General features: G+C 64.4%; 12 protein-coding genes. 9 read left to right on the top strand and 3 right to left on the bottom strand.

The window, feature by feature from the left end:
• Positions 1-123 precede the first annotated feature (123 nt).
• A complete protein-coding gene (locus tag H620_RS0108375) occupies positions 124-2,994 on the bottom strand; it encodes an HD domain-containing phosphohydrolase (protein WP_027907165.1) in 2,871 nt (956 codons plus the stop codon).
• Positions 2,995-3,353: 359 nt separating this feature from the next.
• Between H620_RS0108375 and H620_RS0108370 the strand changes: the two genes are divergently transcribed.
• The 9 genes from H620_RS0108370 to H620_RS0108330 all read left to right on the top strand — a co-directional run bounded on the left by H620_RS0108370 (position 3,354) and on the right by H620_RS0108330 (position 15,613).
• On the top strand, positions 3,354-6,278 hold the full coding sequence (locus H620_RS0108370; protein ID WP_027907164.1) for an aminotransferase: 2,925 nt from the start codon (positions 3,354-3,356) through the stop codon (positions 6,276-6,278).
• 118 nt (positions 6,279-6,396) lie between these two features.
• Positions 6,397-7,302, top strand: a complete 906-nt coding sequence (locus tag H620_RS0108365) for a LysR family transcriptional regulator (protein WP_023380150.1) — start codon at positions 6,397-6,399, stop codon at positions 7,300-7,302.
• A gap of 135 nt (positions 7,303-7,437) precedes the next feature.
• The gene (locus tag H620_RS0108360) at positions 7,438-8,349 is read left to right on the top strand and encodes a LysR family transcriptional regulator (protein ID WP_023380149.1); all 912 of its coding nucleotides are present in this window, start codon (positions 7,438-7,440) and stop codon (positions 8,347-8,349) included.
• 173 nt (positions 8,350-8,522) lie between these two features.
• On the top strand, positions 8,523-9,977 hold the full coding sequence (locus H620_RS0108355) for a gamma-aminobutyraldehyde dehydrogenase (protein WP_049818749.1): 1,455 nt from the start codon (positions 8,523-8,525) through the stop codon (positions 9,975-9,977).
• A gap of 50 nt (positions 9,978-10,027) precedes the next feature.
• Positions 10,028-11,173 carry a putative ABC transporter substrate-binding protein YdcS gene (gene ydcS, locus H620_RS0108350; protein WP_023380147.1) on the top strand — a complete coding sequence of 382 codons (1,146 nt, stop codon included), beginning with the start codon at positions 10,028-10,030 and terminating at the stop codon, positions 11,171-11,173.
• 150 nt (positions 11,174-11,323) lie between these two features.
• Positions 11,324-12,352 carry an ABC transporter ATP-binding protein gene (locus H620_RS0108345; protein WP_023380146.1) on the top strand — a complete coding sequence of 343 codons (1,029 nt, stop codon included), beginning with the start codon at positions 11,324-11,326 and terminating at the stop codon, positions 12,350-12,352.
• Position 12,353: 1 nt separating this feature from the next.
• Positions 12,354-13,304 carry an ABC transporter permease gene (locus tag H620_RS0108340; protein ID WP_027907162.1) on the top strand — a complete coding sequence of 317 codons (951 nt, stop codon included), beginning with the start codon at positions 12,354-12,356 and terminating at the stop codon, positions 13,302-13,304.
• Positions 13,294-14,115 (top strand): ABC transporter permease, encoded by an 822-nt coding sequence (locus H620_RS0108335; protein ID WP_023380144.1) that lies wholly within the window; start codon positions 13,294-13,296, stop codon positions 14,113-14,115. Before H620_RS0108340 ends, H620_RS0108335 begins: the two co-directional genes overlap by 11 nt.
• A gap of 73 nt (positions 14,116-14,188) precedes the next feature.
• A complete protein-coding gene (locus tag H620_RS0108330; RefSeq protein ID WP_023380143.1) occupies positions 14,189-15,613 on the top strand; it encodes a gamma-aminobutyraldehyde dehydrogenase in 1,425 nt (474 codons plus the stop codon).
• 65 nt (positions 15,614-15,678) lie between these two features.
• On the opposite strand, the gene adhP is transcribed toward H620_RS0108330, so the two are convergent.
• Positions 15,679-16,689, bottom strand: coding sequence for an alcohol dehydrogenase AdhP (gene adhP / locus H620_RS0108325; protein WP_023380142.1), 1,011 nt, complete (start codon positions 16,687-16,689; stop codon positions 15,679-15,681).
• A gap of 82 nt (positions 16,690-16,771) precedes the next feature.
• On the bottom strand, positions 16,772-18,259 hold the full coding sequence (locus H620_RS0108320; protein WP_049818743.1) for a DASS family sodium-coupled anion symporter: 1,488 nt from the start codon (positions 18,257-18,259) through the stop codon (positions 16,772-16,774).
• Between the last annotated feature and the right edge of the window lie 173 nt (positions 18,260-18,432).

The following is an 18,432-nucleotide window of genomic DNA, read 5'->3' as shown; positions in this document are numbered from 1 at the left end:
GAGTGTTCCGATAAGTGAGTCACCAGCATAACGCCGGGATAGCTCGCCAGCCAGTGAAAAAGCCAGGGCCGCATGCACACCCGGCAGCGGGACCTGCCCGCGCCGACGGATTCCTCGACCGCCTCAACTTTCCAGCAGCGACTGCCCCGCAATCTGGGCCAACCAGTACGTTACGTCCACCTCGTCAAGCTGCTCGGGACGCAGGAACCGCTCGCCATACTCGCGGTATACCCCACTGCTCAGGAACAGCTGAAGCAGTTGCCCGTCGACATGCCTGTCGCGCGCCATGGAGACCAGGATCTTCACCGATTCGGACAGTGTCTTCGGCGCTTTGTACGGGCGATCGGCGGCGGTCAGTGCCTCGAAGATGTCGGCAATGGCCATGACCCGTTCGGCGAGGCTCAGCTGGTCCTCGCCCAATCGGCGCGGGTAACCATTGCCATCCATGCGCTCGTGGTGGTTGCCGGCGATGGCAGGCACGCGCCGCAGCTGCCGTGGAAACGGCAAGGCACTGAGCATGATGATGGTCTGCACGATGTGTTCGTTGATCTTGAAGCGTTCCTCGTCGTTCAGCGTTCCCCGCCGAATCGACAGGTTGTACAGCTCGCCATGGTTGCTGGCATTGGCCGGCAGGCGCATGTCGAACCCCCACAGGTTGCGCGGGTCGTCGCGGGTCACGGGGGGCTTGCGCGGGCCCCAGGGTACGCGGTGCTCGTCCCGGTCAGCCAGCAATGGCTCCTCCACCGGCAGGGGCACCGGCGCCAGGCCAGCAAAGCGCTGCTCTTCATCGCGTGAAATGCCCAGACGGTCATCGAAATGCCGTTGCCAGCGGCGTTGGCCTATACGCTGCAACCGCTCGACATCTTCGTCCTGCATGAACTCCCCGCCAATGTTGGCCTTGGCGACGAACGCGAACTCATCCTGCAACTGTGCCTGGTACAGCTCCAGGGTGCGCTGCAGCCCTTGCCGGTCGCCGCCGGCGGCCAGCCCTTGCCAGTAAGCAAGCTCAGCATCGCGCCAGAGCACCTCAAAGCGCATGCGCACCTCGTGGATACGGTTGTACAAGGTCTCCAGCTTGGTGGCCTTGTCCACCACATATTCGGGGCTGGTGATCTTGCCGCAATCGTGCAACCAGGCCGCCACGCGAAACTCGTAGCGTTCACTTTCGCTCATGGCGAAGTCGGCGTAGGGGCCCGTTTCGGCCTGCACGGCCTTGTCCAGCAGCATCTGCGCCAATTGCGGCACCCGTTCACAATGGCCGCCGGTGTATGGGCTCTTGGCGTCGATGGCGTCGGCCAGCAACTTGATCATGGCATCGAGCAGTCGCTGCTGTGCCTCGATCAGCTGGCGCGTCTCGATGGCGACGGCGGCGGCACCGGACAACTCTTCGACAAAGCGTCGAAACGGCTGGCGTACTTCTTCGCGGGCGTGCTGGCTGTTCAATTGCAACACCAGGATGCCGAGCAGCGCCTGGCTGCGATCGTTGAGCACCACCGCCAGGCTCTCCCCACGCAGCTCCAGGGCATGGGCCACGGCGCTGGCCAGATCGTCGCGCTCATGGTCGTCGAGGGCCAGCTCTGCCGGGTACCCCTCGCCTTGGCAGGCGGCCAGGCGCAACGAGGCGCCCTCGGCGTCGAGCAGGTAAACCGCACCGGCACTGACTCCAGCGGCATTCACCAAGTGGGTGAGCACCCCGTCGAGCATGCGCTCCAGCTGGCTTTCTCGGCTCAGCGCCAGGGTGATCGCCTGGAAGCTGCGAATGGTGACGGACATGCGGCTGAGCACATGGCTCAGCTCACGCACCTCGGACACCCGCGAAGACACCCCAACTTCACGACTGAAATCGAAACTGGCCAGCGCCCGCACCTGCTCGGCGAGCAGGCGCAGCGGGCGCCCGATACGACGTCCGAGCAGCCCACCCAGCAACAGCAGTATGGCCATCAGTGCCAGCGTCCACAGCACTTGCTCGACCAGCACCGTGCGCGCTCCGGCCAGCAGCTCTCGAGCAGGCACGGCGATCAGCACCTGCAGTTCCTGGCCAGCCAGGGTGGTGAAGCGCACACGCATGCCGTACCAGGTCTGCCCCTGCAGTTCGTACGGCTGTGGTCGGCTGCCCTGGGGCAAGTCAGTGTATATCCGATCGAGGCTGGGGATACCCAGTTCCGAAAGGCGCGACAGGCGCACCGCTTCGCCCTCGCGCACGATTACGCGCGCAAGGTCCGGGTAAGCCACCACATTGCCCTGGTCGTCGACCACGGCGATTTCGGTGCCAGCGGTGATGCGTAGGTCACGGCTCTGGCTCGCCAGGTCGTCGACCGACACATCCATCCCGATCACAGCCCCACCATCGCGGCTGCGCTGGGCCATGGTCAGGCCGATCTGGCCGGTGGTGAAGAACACGTAGGGGTGGGTCAGCACGGTCTGTGCCTGGCTTGAGGCTTCGACGAACCAGGGGCGCTGACGTGGATCGTAGTGGTAATCCGGTTTGACCCGAGATTCGAGCAAGGTCAGGGCACGGTCGTAGAACCGCCACTCGCCCAGCATTCCCCCGCCCTCCCCCAGGCTGACGCTCTGCACCAGGAACTCCGTGCCTGGCGGTGCGGCGAAGCGCTCGAGCAACTGCGCCGTGCGCAGCGGGCGAAGCAGCATGAACTCGCCATTGGGGTAACCGACGTAGGCAGCGCTGAGCATCGGGTTGGCGTTGAGGCTTTCGACCAGCTGGGCCAATTGCTGCAGACGGTGGGCCAAGCCACTGGCGGACGGGTTGACGGCAAGCAGGCGAATGCTGCTTTGCACTGGGTCGACCAGGCGACGGGCGCGCTCATCGATGGTCCGGGCGAATTGCTCGGCCGTGTCGCCGGCTGCGGCCACCAGCGTCTGCTGTATGGCGCGATAGCCCTGCCAGGCCAAGCCAACACCCAGTACCAGCATGCCCAGCATGATCGCCAATGCCACCAGCCACTGCAGGGAAACACCCCGTCCTGGGTTGTTCATGGGGGTGTCTCCCTGGCACAAGCCGGTTCGACCGCACGAATCACCTTCCCAAGACGCGCCACCAGGCGGCCTGCCAGCCAAGCTGCACGACCCATCGACACCTCGCCCATGCCGGGTATTCCATGTATTGCGGTTTCAACAGTGTAATCAGCGATTGCAAACGTGCCGGGTTAATGTCGAAGGGTGCAAGCCTCTTACCCGAAAGCTGGCGTCGCCGCCGCCATCCCCGAGACGCCAAAAGGAGATGGGCTTTGGCTCCGGGCGCCGTTATCAGAATTTCTGATCACGATTGTCTTTTATCGTCAGCCAACTGAGGCATAGATTCGGCGCCAATAATTGTACGACCCACGGTGGCATCCATGTCCTTCCCGCACGCAACCTCCACCTCGCTCGCTTCGCTGCTCGAACGCTCCAGCCAGTCCAGCCCTTCGCTCAACGAAGACCAGGCCCATGCCTTGCTGCGTGAGCACTATGACCTCGACGGGACGCTACAGGCCCTTGGCAGCCAGCAGGACCTCAACTACCGGGTCGATAGCCCGCAGGGGCGGTATGTGCTCAAGGCCTGCCATGGCACCTACGCCCAGATCGAGCTCGAAGCGCAACACGCGGCACTGGCGTACCTGCGTGACCAGGGATTGCAGGTACCCGCCGTGCGCACGGCACGCAATGGCCGGGCGCTGCTGGCCGTCGAGGTAGGCGGCCAGCCGTTGCGTGCACGCTTGCTCGACTATCTGGACGGGCAACCTCTGACTCGTCTGGCGCACCTGCCAGCCTCGGTCGTTGCCGAATTCGGCGCGCTGTGCGCCCGGGTCGACAAGGCCCTGGCCGGCTTCGACCATCCGGGGTTGGAGCGCACCCTGCAATGGGACCCTCGCCACGCCCTGGCACTGATCGAACACCTGCTCCCCGTGCTGAAGGACCCTGCGCGCCGGGACCAGGTATCGCGCCTGGCACAGCAGGCGGCCAAGCGCCTGGAACCGCTGGTCGAGCACTTGCCGAGCCAAGCCGTGCACCTGGACATCACCGACGACAACGTCGTCTGGGGCCGCGATGCCGAACGTCACTGGCAAGTGCAAGGGGTGATCGACTTCGGCGACCTGCTGCGCACCTGGCGCATCGCCGACCTGTCGGTGACGTGCTCGGCCCTGCTCCACCACGCCGAGGGCGACCCGCTGCGTATCCTGCCGGCGATCAGTGCCTACCAGGCGCTAAACCCACTTCACGACGCCGAGGTACATGCCCTGTGGCCGTTGGTGCAACTGCGTTCGGCGGTACTGGTCCTGAGCAGCGAACAGCAACTGGCGGTCGACCCGGCCAACCAGTACACCCGTGACAACATCGCCCACGAATGGGAAATCTTCGACACCGCCTGTGCCGTGCCCGCCGCACTGATGGAGGCGGCAATCCTGCACGCCGCCGGCAAACCCCAGGCCACCGTGGACTTCGCCGGCTGCCTGCCCCTGATTCCCGCCCTGGCCGGACAGGCCGTGAGCCGGGTCGACCTGGGTGTGCTCAGCCCGCACTGCGAGGCTGGCAACTGGGAGCAGCCCGGTTTCGACCAGCACGTACTGACGGCCCAGCCCGCCCCCGCGTGCAGCCTGCATGGCCAGTTCCGTTTGTCGCAAACCCACATCGACCGCCCTGACGAACCGGCGACCTGCGCCCTGGGCGTAGAGCTCAATCTGCCGAACGGTAGCCTTGTGCAGGCGCCGGAGGCCGGCACCTGGCAGCGTACCGGCGATGGTCGCGGCTGCCTGCGCACCGCCACCTGGACCCTGTGGCTCAGTGGCCTGGAAGATGCCCCCGAGCATGGCCAGGCCTTGGCCAAAGGGCAGGCATTGGGCAGCAGCTGCGGTTTTCTCAGCGTTCAGCTGTGCCTGGACGAAGGCCTGCAGCCGCCATTCTTTGCCGCGCCCTCGCAGGCCGCCGCCTGGATGGCCCTGTGCCCGTCGCCGGCAGCGTTGCTGGGCCTGGACTGCGATGCCGAGCCACTGCCCGACCCGCAAGCCCTGCTGGCGCGCCGCGATGCCAGCTTCGCCCGCTCGCAGAAGCACTACTACGCCCAGCCGCCCCACATCGAGCGCGGCTGGCGCAACTACCTGATCGACATGCAGGGCCGCTCCTACCTGGACATGCTCAACAACGTCGCGGTGCTGGGCCACGGTCACCCGCGCATGGCCGCCGAGTCGGCGCGCCAGTGGTCGCTGGTCAACACCAACTCGCGCTTCCACTACGCGGCCATCGCCGAGTTCTCCGAACGCCTGCTGGAACTGGCGCCCGAGGGCTTCGACCGGGTGTTCCTGGTCAACAGTGGCACTGAGGCCAACGACCTGGCGATTCGCCTGGCCTGGGCCTATAGCGGCGGACGTGACCTGCTCAGCGTGCTGGAGGCCTACCATGGCTGGTCAGTGGCCACCGATGCCATTTCCACCTCCATCGCCGACAACCCGCAGGCCCTGGAAACCCGACCGGACTGGGTGCACCCGGTGCAGGCGCCGAACACCTTCCGCGGGCGCTACAAGGGCCCGGACAGCGCCGCGGACTACCTGCGCGATGTCGATGCCAAGCTCGCCGACCTCGATGCCCGTGGCCGCCAACTGGCTGGATTCATTTGCGAGCCGGTGTACGGCAATGCCGGCGGCATTTCCTTGCCAGCGGGTTACCTGCAGGCGGCCTACGCCAAGGTCCGTGCTCGCGGTGGCGTGTGCATCGCCGACGAGGTACAGGTGGGTTATGGACGCTTGGGCGAATACTTCTGGGGCTTCGAAGAGCAAGGCGTGGTGCCGGATATCATCACCATGGCCAAGGGTATGGGCAACGGCCAACCCCTGGGCGCGGTCATTACCCGCCGCGAAATCGCCGAGGCACTGGAGGCAGAGGGCTACTTCTTCTCCTCGGCAGGCGGCAGCCCGGTCAGTTGCCGCATCGGCATGGCGGTGCTGGATGTGCTGCATGGCGAAGGACTGCTGGACAATGCGCGGGAGGTCGGGCGTTACTTCAAGGCGCGCCTGCAGGACCTGGTCGACCGCTACCCCTTGGCTGGCGCCGCCCATGGCTCGGGCTTCTACCTGGGGCTGGAGCTGGTGCGCGACCGGCAGACCCTGGAGCCAGCCACCGAAGAAACCACCGCGCTGTGCAACCGCCTGCGCGACCTCGGCATCTTCATGCAGCCGACCGGCGATTACCTGAACATCCTCAAGATCAAACCGCCGATGTGCACCACGCGGGCCAGCGTCGACTACTTCGTCGACAGCATCGAGCGGATCCTGCAGGAAGGCCTGTAGCGGTCCTTCAGCCTTGCCCACCGGTGCGCCCGGTGGGCAAGGCCGATAGTTGTGATAGCGCCCTCTTGTGTTCATAATTTCTATCAATAAAACACAAGCGTCATCAGGTTTCCTGACAATGGCATTCACGAGCGATTCCCTGGCCGTGTTCCTCGCCGTGCTGGACGGCGGTTCATTCTCTGCGGCCGCCCGCAAGCTTGGCCGCGTACCCTCGGCGGTGAGCATGGCCATCGGCCAACTGGAAGCCGAACTGGACTTGGCCCTGTTCGACCGCGCAACCCGCAAGGCCCTGCCCACCAGCGCGGCGCTGGCACTCGAGCCCCAGGCCCGGCAGGTGATCTGCCAACTGAACCTGCTGGATGCACAGGCCCTGCAATTGCACAAAGGGCTGGAAAAGCGCCTGACCATCGCCATGGCACCCGAACTGCAGACCGGGCGCTGGAGCCAACCACTGGAGATGCTGGCGAACGCGTTTCCCAACCTGGAGATCGAGGTCCGCTCTGCCACGCAATCGGAAGCCATTCGCCTGCTGCATGAGGGCAGCGTGCAACTGGCCCTGGTGTTCGAACGACCTGGCATCGACGAGCGCGAGTCCTTTCTCGAAGCCGGTAGCCAACTGCTGGTGGCGGTCGCCTCGCCACGTCACCCCGCCGGTCAGCACAGCGGCACACCGCTGCCTGAGGAACAGCTTGCCGAACAGCGGCAGATCATCGTGGCGTCCGGCAACCCTACCGGGTCCGACCCGCGCATGGTGCTGTCCCGGCGCATCTGGCTGACCGACAGCTACCTGGCCACGCTCGACCTGGTGCAATCCGGCCTGGGCTGGGCCTATCTGCCGCAGCCGCTGGTCGAGCCACTGATCGCCTCCGGCGCATTGGCCGAGGTGCGCTTCGACAACATGGCCAGCCGCCTGCGGCTGTGGGTGGATATCATCTGGATCAAGTCCCGACCACTGGGCCTTGGCGCACGCCGTTATCTGGACGCCATGCGCCATTGCTTCGAACGAGAACCGCCCAGGTCCTGATTGCTTGCGTCCAACTGCTTTCTTTCGATTAAAAAGAATGCTCCCATGGGCTTTCGATAAACCACAACGAAAAAGCGCCCTACCCGCCTCGACGACGGGCTTGCGCGCCGATTGATCGAAAGCGGCCCACTACCTATGATGACGCTCCGCCAGATCCGCCATTTCATCGCCGTCGCCGAAACCGGCTCGATTTCCGCTGCCGCCCAGGCAGTGTTCATTTCCCAGTCCACCCTGACCCTGGCCATCCAGCAGCTGGAGGAAGAAATCGGCGTGCGTCTGTTCGACCGCCACGCCAAGGGCATGACCCTCACGCACCAAGGCCACCAGTTCCTGCGCCAGTCGCACCTGATCCTGGCCACGGTGGAAAACGCCAAGCGCAGCCTGCAACAGAGCACCGACCAGGTCACCGGCAGCCTGACCATCGGCGTTACAAGCCTGGTGGCCGGCTATTACCTGGCAGACCTGATCAACCGCTTCCAGCGCGCCTACCCCAACGTGCGCACTCGGGTGGTGGAGGACGAACGTCCCTACATCGAACACTTGCTGGTCAGCGGCGAGATCGACGTTGGCGTGCTGATTCTGTCCAACCTCGAAGACCGTCACGCGTTGCAGACCGAAGTACTCACCCACTCTCCACACCGGCTGTGGCTGCCGCCGCAACATCCATTGCTGGAACGCGACAGCATCGCCCTGGCCGATGTGGCCGGCGAGCCATTGATCCAGCTGAACGCTGACGAAATGGGCCTGCATACCCAGCGCATCTGGTCCCGTGCCGGGCTTGTACCGCAAGTGACCCTGCGCACGGCCTCGGTGGAGGCGGTGCGTAGCTTGGTTGCCGCCGGCCTGGGCTTGTCGATTCAGCCCGACATGACTTACCGCCCATGGTCATTGGAGGGCGACATCATCGAGGCGCGCCCACTGGTGGACCTTGGCGAGCCACTCGACGTCGGCCTGGCCTGGCGCCGTGGCACGGCGCGGCCGACGCTGGTCGACCCATTCCTCACCGTGGCCCGCGAACAGCCCAACGCCAAGCGCCTGTCGATCTGACAGCGTGTAGCATTCGATTTTTTCGAACGACGCTTTCAGTATTAAGCATTTGTCGTCCACTGGCCCGGACTCTAGTCTCTGTTGCCATAGCACAGGGCCAGTTCCGGGCTTCAACCTTGCGGAGCCTGCCTATGCCCCACGACAACAAGACCGATAAACGACGAGCGTCCAAGATGACTGGTGCCCCCCTGCACACCGCGTTGCTGATCGACGGCCAACTGGTCGCAGGCCAGGGTATTGTCGAACCGATCATCAACCCGGCCAGTGGCCAGACCCTGGTCAGCATCGCCGAAGGTTCGCTGGATCAACTCGAAGCCGCCATCGCGGCCGCCCACCGGGCCTTCCCGGCCTGGTCACGCACCACCCCCGCCCAGCGCGCCAAGGCGCTGCTGGCCATCGCCGAAGCCATCGACCACTGCGCCGACGAACTCGCCCGGCTCGAAGCACTCAACTGCGGCAAACCGCTGCACCTGGCACGCCAGGACGACATCCCCGCCACCGCCGACGTATTCCGCTTCTTCGCCGGCGCCGTGCGTTGCCAGCAAGGCCAATTGTCCGGCGAATACATTCCCGGCCATACCAGCATGGTACGTCGTGACCCGGTCGGCGTGGTGGCCTCCATCGCGCCGTGGAACTACCCGCTGATGATGGCGGCCTGGAAAATCGCTCCGGCCCTGGCGGCCGGCAACACCCTGGTGTTCAAACCGTCCGAACACACCCCGCTGAGTATCCTGGCGCTGGCACCCACCCTGGCGCAGGTCCTGCCACCCGGCGTGCTCAATATCGTCTGCGGCGGTGGCGAAGGCATCGGCAGCCATCTGGTCAGCCACCCGAAGGTGCGCATGGTTTCCCTCACCGGCGATATCGTCACCGGGCAGAAGATCCTGCAGGCTGCCTCGCGCACCCTCAAGCGCACCCATCTGGAGCTTGGCGGCAAGGCCCCAGTGATCGTCTGCAATGACGCCGACCTGGCCGCCGTGGTCGAAGGTGTGCGCACCCATGGCTACTACAACGCCGGCCAGGACTGCACCGCCGCCTGCCGCATCTACGCCCAGGCCGGCATCCACGACCGTCTGGTCGCCGAGCTCGGCGATGCCGTGGCCAGTATTCGCTTCGCCCGCAAGCGCGACGCCGACAACGAGATCGGCCCATTGATCAGCGCCCGCCAGCGCGACCGCGTGGCCAGCTTCGTCGAACGCGCCCTGGGCCAGCCGCATATCGAACGGGTCACCGGCGCCGCCGCGCATTCGGGAGCGGGCTTCTTCTACCAGCCCACCCTGCTCGCCGGCTGCAAGCAGCAGGATGAGATCGTCCAGCGCGAAGTGTTCGGCCCAGTGGTCACGGTGACCCGCTTCGATCAGCTGGAACAGGCGGTGGACTGGGCCAACGACTCGGAATACGGCCTGGCTTCATCGGTGTGGACGCAGAACCTGGACAAGGCGTTCCAGGTCGCCAACCGCTTGCAGTATGGCTGCACCTGGATCAACACCCATTTCATGCTGGCCAGTGAAATGCCCCACGGCGGCCTCAAGCGCTCGGGGTATGGCAAGGACCTGTCCAGTGACTCGCTGCAGGACTACAGCGTGGTTCGCCACATCATGGCGCGCCACGGCCAGCAGCTGGAGTGAACGCGCCTGCCGGCACATCCCAAGCGACAACAACAAGAGGAACTCACCCGATGCGCAAGACCGTACTACTCAGTGCCATCACCACCGCCCTACTGGCCAGCGCCGGCACCCAGGCCGCTGAGGCCTTGAAGGAGGTCGGCGCGGGTGAAGGCCGCCTGGACATCGTCGCCTGGCCCGGTTACATCGAGCGTGGCGAGTCCGACAAGCAGTACGACTGGGTCACCCCATTCGAAAAGGAAACCGGCTGCCAGGTCAACGTCAAGACCGCCGCCACCTCCGACGAGATGGTCAGCCTGATGGCCAAGGGCGGCTATGACCTGGTCACCGCTTCAGGTGATGCTTCGCTGCGGCTGATCTACGGCAAACGCGTGCAGCCGATCGACCCTGCGTTGATTCCCAACTGGAAGAACATCGACCCCAGGCTCAAGGATGCGGCCTGGTACGTGGTCGACGGCAAGACCTACGGCGCCCCCTACCAGTGGGGCCCGAACCTGTTGATGTACAACACCCAGGTGTTTCCCACTCCGCCGGACAGCTGGAAGGTAGTATTCCAAGGCCAGGACCTGGCCGACGGCAAGCCGAACAAGGGCCGCGTTCAGGCCTACGACGGCCCGATCTACGTCGCCGATGCCGCGCTGTACCTCAAGGCCACCCAGCCGCAGTTGGGCATCACCGACCCCTATCAACTCGACGAGAAGCAGTACGCCGCGGTGATCGAACTGCTGCGCAAACAGCGTGAACTGATCCATCGTTACTGGCACGACACCACGGTGCAGATGAGCGACTTCAAGAACGAAGGCGTCGTGGCCTCCAGTGCCTGGCCGTACCAGGCCAACGCACTCAAGGCCGAGGGCCAGCCCATCGCCACCGTCTTCCCCAAGGAAGGCGTTACCGGGTGGGCCGATACCACCATGCTGCATGCCGAGGCCAAACACCCCAACTGCGCCTACAAATGGCTGAGCTGGTCGCTGGAGCCCAAGGTACAGGGTGACGTCGCTGCCTGGTTCGGCTCGGTCCCGGCAGCCCCCGAAGGCTGCAAGGCCAGTGCCTTGCTGGGTGCCGAAGGCTGCGCCAGCAACGGCTACAACCAGTTCGACAAGATCGCGTTCTGGAAAACCCCAGTGGCCGAGGGCGGCAAGTTCGTGCCCTACAGCCGCTGGACCCAGGATTACATCGGGATCATGGGCGGCCGCTGAGCGACGGCTTTCCCGGCGCCTGGCAGCACGCGTCAGAGAGTGCCAGGCGCGCCAGCCCCACACCGAACTACCTGCATAGCGATTTCCCGTCCTTCAGAGCAACGGGCAGGGCCCTGCTACGCCGGATTCCTGCCCCTTGGAGCGTGCACCATGACCACCCCCGCTGTTCAGTTCACCCAGGTTTCCCGCCAATTCGGCGAGGTGAAAGCCGTTGACCGGGTGTCCATCGACATCAAGGACGGCGAGTTCTTCTCCATGCTCGGCCCATCGGGCTCGGGCAAGACCACCTGCCTGCGCCTGATCGCCGGCTTCGAGCAACCCAGCGCAGGCTCGATCCGCATCCACGGTCAGGAAGCCGCCGGTCTGCCGCCCTATCAGCGCGACGTCAACACGGTGTTTCAGGACTACGCGCTGTTCCCGCACATGAGCGTGCTGGAGAACGTCGCCTATGGCCTGAAGGTGAAAGGGGTTGGCAAGGCTGACCGCCTGCAGCGTGCCGAAGAGGCGTTGGCCATGGTGGCCTTGGGGGGTTATGGCCAGCGCAAGCCGGTGCAGCTTTCCGGCGGGCAGCGCCAACGCGTGGCCTTGGCCCGCGCCCTGGTCAACCGCCCACGCGTACTGCTGCTGGACGAACCCCTGGGCGCGCTGGATCTCAAGTTGCGCGAACAGATGCAGAGCGAGCTGAAGAAACTGCAGCGCCAACTGGGCATCACCTTCATCTTCGTGACCCACGACCAGAGCGAAGCGCTGTCGATGTCCGACCGCGTGGCGGTGTTCAACAAAGGCCGCATCGAGCAGGTCGACACCCCTCGCAACCTGTACATGAAGCCGGCCACACCGTTCGTGGCGGAATTCGTCGGCACCTCGAACGTGCTGCGCGGCGACCTCGCCCGCGCCCTGACCGGCAACGCACAGCCGTTTTCCATCCGTCCGGAACACATCCGCTTCGCCGACGGCGAACGCGGCGCCAGCGACATCGAGATCAGCGGCCTGCTGCACGACATCCAGTACCAAGGTGCGGCGACCCGCTACGAAATCCGCCTGGACAACGGTCAGAACCTCTGCCTCAGCCAGGCCAACAGCCAGTGGGCCGACAGCCACCTCCCCCACCAGCCGGGCCAGCAGGTGACCGCTCGCTGGTCGCGCGCGGCCATGGTGGTGCTCAACGAGGGCGCATGACATGGAACTGACCCTCAATGCACCGGCTACGGCGACAGCCAATGGCCCGCTGCGACGCCTGTCGAACCTGCTGTACCGCAAGCCGACCCTGTACCTGTCGCTGCTGCTGGTACCACCGCTGCTGTGGTTCGGCGCAATCTACCTGGGCTCGTTGCTGACCTTGCTGTGGCAGGGTTTCTACACCTTCGACGACTTCACCATGATGGTGACCTCGGACTTTACCTGGTCCAACTTCACCTCGCTGTTCAACCCGGCCAACTTCGACATCATCCAGCGCACGGTGCTGATGGCCGTGGCGGTATCCGTCGCCAGCGGCGCGGTGGCCTTCCCCATCGCCTACTACATGGCACGCTACACCCACGGCAAGACCAAGGCGTTTTTCTACATCGCCGTGATGCTGCCGATGTGGGCCAGCTATATCGTCAAGACCTACGCCTGGACCCTACTGCTGGCCAAGGGCGGCGTGGCGATGTGGTTCATCCAGCACCTGGGCCTGGAACCTGTACTGAACCTGCTGCTGGGCCTGCCGGGGCTGGGGGGCAATACCCTGTCCACCTCCAGCTTCGGGCGCTTCTTGGTGTTCGTGTACATCTGGCTGCCGTTCATGATCCTGCCGATCCAGGCCTCTCTCGAACGCCTGCCGCCTTCGTTGCTGCAAGCCTCGGCCGACCTGGGGGCACACCCGCAGCAGACCTTCTTCCAGGTCATCCTGCCGTTGTCGGTGCCTGGCATCGCCGCCGGTTCGATCTTCACCTTCAGCCTCACCCTGGGCGACTTCATCGTGCCACAACTGGTGGGTCCACCCGGGTTCTTCATCGGCAACATGGTGTACGCCCAGCAAGGCGCGATCGGCAACATGCCGATGGCGGCCGCCTTCACCCTGGTACCGATCGTGCTGATCGCCGTCTACCTGTCCATCGTCAAACGCCTGGGGGCCTTCGATGCACTCTGACTCCTCAACCCACGGCCAGGCTTCCTGGGGGCTGAAAGCCGCCGCCTGGGGCGGACTGGTGTTCCTGCACTTCCCGATCCTGATCATCTTCCTGTACGCCTTCAACACCGAGGACGCCGCCTTCAGCTTCCCGCCCAAGGGCTTCACCCTGCACTGGTTCAGCGTGGCGTTCGCGCGCCAGGACGTACTCGATGCCATCGTGCTGTCGGTAAAGGTCGCCGGCATCGCCACGCTGATCGCCATGGTGCTGGGCACCCTGGCCTCGGTGGCGCTGTACAGGCGCGACTTCTTCGGCAAGGAAGGCATCTCGCTGATGCTGATCCTGCCGATTGCCTTGCCCGGCATCATCACCGGTATCGCCCTGCTGTCGGCGTTCAAGTCACTGGGCATCGAGCCGGGCATGCTGACCATCGTCATCGGCCATGCCACTTTCTGCGTGGTGATCGTCTACAACAACGTCATCGCTCGCCTGCGGCGGACCTCCCAGAGCCTGATCGAAGCCTCGATGGACCTGGGCGCCGATGGCTGGCAGACCTTCCGCCACGTGATCCTGCCCAACCTTGGCTCGGCCTTGCTGGCCGGCGGCATGCTGGCGTTCGCCCTGTCATTCGACGAAATCATCGTCACCACCTTCACCGCCGGCCATGAGCGAACCTTGCCAATCTGGCTGCTGAACCAACTGGGCCGCCCCCGCGACGTCCCCGTAACCAACGTGGTCGCCATGCTGGTGATGCTCGTGACGATGCTGCCGATCCTGGGCGCCTATTACCTGACCAAAGGTGGCGAAGGCGTGGCGGGCAGCGGCAAGTAGCCGCGCCGTGGCACGCGCTTGAACACGACACCGACCGAATGTGCTCTACGCTCCCGAACTGGAGGTTCCACCGATGCAAACCAACCTGTTGATCAACGGCCAACTGGTCGCCGGCAAAGGCGAAACGCTTGCCATCCTCAATCCGTCACTCGGCACCACTCTGATCGAGATCGCTGAGGCCACGCCTGCCCAGGTCGATGCCGCCGTTCAGGCTGCCGATACGGCCTTCGACAGCTGGTCGCAGACCGCGCCGAAGGACCGCTCGCTCCTGCTGTTGAAGCTGGCCGACGCCATCGATGCCAACGCAGCGGAACTGGCACGCCTGGAATCGAACAACTGCGGCAAGCCCTACAGCGCCGCGCTGAACGACGAACTGCCAGCCGTGGCCGACGTGTTCCGCTTCTTCGCAGGTGCCAGCCGTTGCCTGCAAGGTTCGGCCGCTGGCGAATACCTGCCGGGCCATACCTCGATGATCCGCCGTGACCCGGTGGGCGTGGTTGCGTCGATCGCCCCGTGGAACTACCCACTGATGATGGCGGCCTGGAAACTCGCCCCAGCCCTGGCCGCCGGCAACACCGTGGTACTCAAGCCGTCCGAGCAGACCCCGCTGACTGCCCTGCGCCTGGCTGAGCTGATTGCCGGCATTTTCCCGGCTGGCGTGGTGAACATAGTCTTCGGCCGTGGCCCAAGCGTCGGTGAGCCCCTGACCGCCCACCCGAAAGTGCGCATGGTCTCGTTGACCGGCTCGGTGGCCACCGGCAGCCGCATCATTGCCGGCACCGCTGACACGGTGAAGCGCATGCACATGGAATTGGGCGGCAAGGCCCCGGTGATCATCTTCGACGACGCCGATATCGACGCCGCCGTGGAAGGCATCCGCACCTTCGGCTTCTACAACGCCGGGCAAGACTGCACCGCGGCTTGCCGCATCTATGCACAGAAAGGCATCTACGCCAAGTTCGTGCAGAAGCTCGGCGAAGCCGTTGCCAGCATTCGCTATGGCGAGCAGGACGACCCGGACACCGAATTGGGGCCATTGATCACCCAGCAGCATCTGGAGCGCGTCGCCGGTTTCGTCGAGCGTGCCCGGCAGTTGCCGCACATCGAAGTGGTTACCGGTGGCAAGCGCGCCGAACGTGCAGGCTTCTTCTTCGAACCGACCGTACTGGCCGGCGCCCTTCAGGATGACGAAGTGGTGCGTCGCGAGATCTTCGGCCCGGTGGTATCGGTCACCGAGTTCGACGACGAGGCACAGGCCCTGGCCTGGGCCAACGACTCCGATTATGGCCTGGCCTCCTCGGTGTGGACCGCCGATGTCGGTCGCGCCCACCGACTGGCGGCGCGCCTGCAGTACGGCTGCACCTGGGTCAACACCCACTTCATGCTGGTCAGCGAGATGCCGCATGGCGGCGTGAAGCTGTCCGGCTATGGCAAGGACATGTCGATGTATGGCCTCGAGGACTACACGGCCATCCGTCATGTAATGTTCAAGCACTGACCACGGCTTGAAAAACAAGGCCCCGGCCAGCACCACCCTGCGACCGGGGCCTTGCTTCGACTGCCTTACTGAGTGAAGTCGATCACCATGCGACCAGTGATCTTGCCTTGCTCCATTTCATCGAAGATCTCGTTGATCTCTTCGATGCGGCGCAGGGCGACCTTCGGCACCACTTTGCCTTGCGCGGCGAATTCGAAGGCCTCGTGCAGGTCCTGGCGAGTGCCGACCAGCGAGCCGACCACTTCGATACCGTCCAGTACCAGGCGGGGAATGTTGAGGTCCATGCTGGCGGTCGGCAAACCGACCGCCACCAGTCGCCCGCCCGCGCGCAACGCGTCCACCGCTGAGTTGAACGCCGCCTTCGCCACGGCCGTCACCACGGCCGCATGAGCCCCCCCGGTTTTCTCCTGGATGATCTTCGCGGCGTCTTCCTTGAGGGAGTTGATCGTCAGGTCCGCTCCCATTTCCCGTGCGAACGCCAGCTGGTCATCGTTGATGTCCACCGCAATGACCCTGGCATTGAAGACGTTCTTGGCGTACTGAAGGGCCAGGTTGCCCAGGCCGCCGAGGCCGTAGATGGCAATCCACTGTCCGGGGCGAATGTTGGAAATCTTCACTGCCTTGTAGGTGGTGACGCCAGCACAGGTGACGCTGCTTGCAGCAGCGGAGTCCAGCCCATCGGGCACCTTGACCGCGTAATCGGCCACCACGATGCACTCTTCGGCCATGCCGCCATCGACGGTGTAGCCGGCGTTCTTCACCTCGCGGCACAGGGTTTCGTTACCGCTGTTGCAGTACTCGCAATGACCACATCCCTGGTAGAACCAGGCGACACTGGCCCGGTCGCCTATTTTCAGCGAGGTGACACCCGGACCAACTTCCTTGACCACGCCGATGCCCTCATGACCCAGCACGACACCGGTCTTGTCACCGAAATCGGCGTTCTTCACGTGCAGGTCGGTATGGCAGACGCCACAGCACTCCATCGCCAGGAGCGCTTCACCGTGCTTCAACGGTCGCAGGGTTTTCTCGACCACTTCCACACGTTGCCCTTTTGCAACGACAGCAGCTTTCATACTCGCCTCCTTGTATTCCCACATGAGCTTGAGTGATCGCTCGGTCGGCTAGCCAACGAGCGTTGCCGGGCTTGCCGGCGGGTTACATCCAGCCCAGCCACGACCAATAGGTCCCGGCAAAGACCAACAACAGCACATAGCCGATCACACTGACCCAGATGCCAACCCGCGCGAACTGCCTGGGGGTGAAGGTATCGGTGCCCAGGCAGACCATGTTCTGCGGGGCGTTGATCGGCAGAATGAAACCGAAGCTGACGGCAAAACCGAGCAGCATGGTCATGCCTACCCGGCTGAAATCGCCGGGCAGCGTCTGCAGGACTGCAATGAGAATGGGCAGGAATGCCGACGTCAGCGCGGTGGCACTGGCAAAGCCCAGGTGAATCAGAATCAGGAATGCACTGAGGATCGCGAACACGCCCAACGAGCCGACCTGGTCCAGCCCGGTGCGCTCGACCACCTGCGCGCCCAGCCACTGCCCTGCTTGGGTGCTGAGCAGGGCAGTACCCAGGCTGATGCCGACGCCGAACACGATCACCGTGCCCCACGGAATGCGCGCCTGCACATCCTTCCAGGTCATCACGCCAAAGCGCGGCAGCAACAGCACCACCAAGCCGACATAGGTGGTGGTCGTGGTATCGAACGGGTGCAGGCGCCCTTCCGTGGCCCAGGCCAGTAACAACAGCAGCGAGACCAGGCCCAGACGCTTCTGCGCGCCAGTCATGGGCCCTAGTTGCGTCAGGCTTTGGTTGACCCCTTCCATGCCGCCCGGCACCTTGTCGCTTTCCGGTGGCAGCAGTTTCAGGACCAGCACCACCAGCACCAGCGACATGATCACCGCCCACGGCGCGCCGGCCATCAGCCAGTCGATCCAAGACACCCGCTGCCCGAGCATCTTGTCCATGAAGCCCACCGTCAGCAGGTTCTGGGCCGCGGCGGTCTGGATCCCGATGTTCCAGATGCTGGTGCCCTGGGCGACGATGATCATGATGCCTGCGGCGATGTTCGAACGTGCCGAAACCCCAAATGCCGCGATCACCCCCATCATGATCGGCACCACGCAGGCGCTGCGCGCGGTAGCGCTGGGCACCACCAGGCTCAACAGCACGATCACCGCCATCGATCCCAGCAGCACACGCTGGGTGCTGGCGCCGACCTTGCTCAGGGTGACCAGGGCGATGCGCTTGTCCAGCCCAGTGTGGGTCATCGCGGCAGCAATGAACAAAGCACCGACCACCAGCGCCAGCGCCGGGTTTGCAAAGCCGCTGAGCGCCATCGATACACCCGCCGACGACCCGTAGGTCACCGCGGGGTCTTGCAACGTGGGCGCAGTGCCCAACAGCACCGCCATGAGCGAGGTGATCATGATGGCGCTGGCTTCATAGGACACCGCTTCGGTGACCCAGACGATGACCGCGAACAACAGAATCGCCAGCATCCGCTGCCCGGCCACTGGCAGGGTGGCCGGCAGAGGCAGCAGCAAGACCACCACCAGTGCGATCACAGCGGCAACCAATCCGACGGGGAAACGGATGGCTTGCGGGGGCGTCTGCTGCAGGGGATGGTCCGTCATCGCGCTCTCACGGGCAGGGTTGGAAAAGCCAGTCTAGTCAGTACTTGGCTGCAAAACCCTGTTGCAGGTCAGTAACCGTCGCAAAAACTGTTTTTTATGCCCGTCAGTCGCATGAACGAATCTTCATGTTGGCCATGAAGGCACTGACACCGGGGGCGAGCGGCATATCCAGG

Source organism: Pseudomonas taiwanensis DSM 21245 (genome assembly GCF_000425785.1).
Taxonomy (GTDB): Bacteria; Pseudomonadota; Gammaproteobacteria; order Pseudomonadales; family Pseudomonadaceae; genus Aquipseudomonas; species Aquipseudomonas taiwanensis.
The sequence above is the reverse complement of the archived record's forward strand: the minus strand, read 5'-3'. Positions and strand labels throughout refer to the sequence as shown.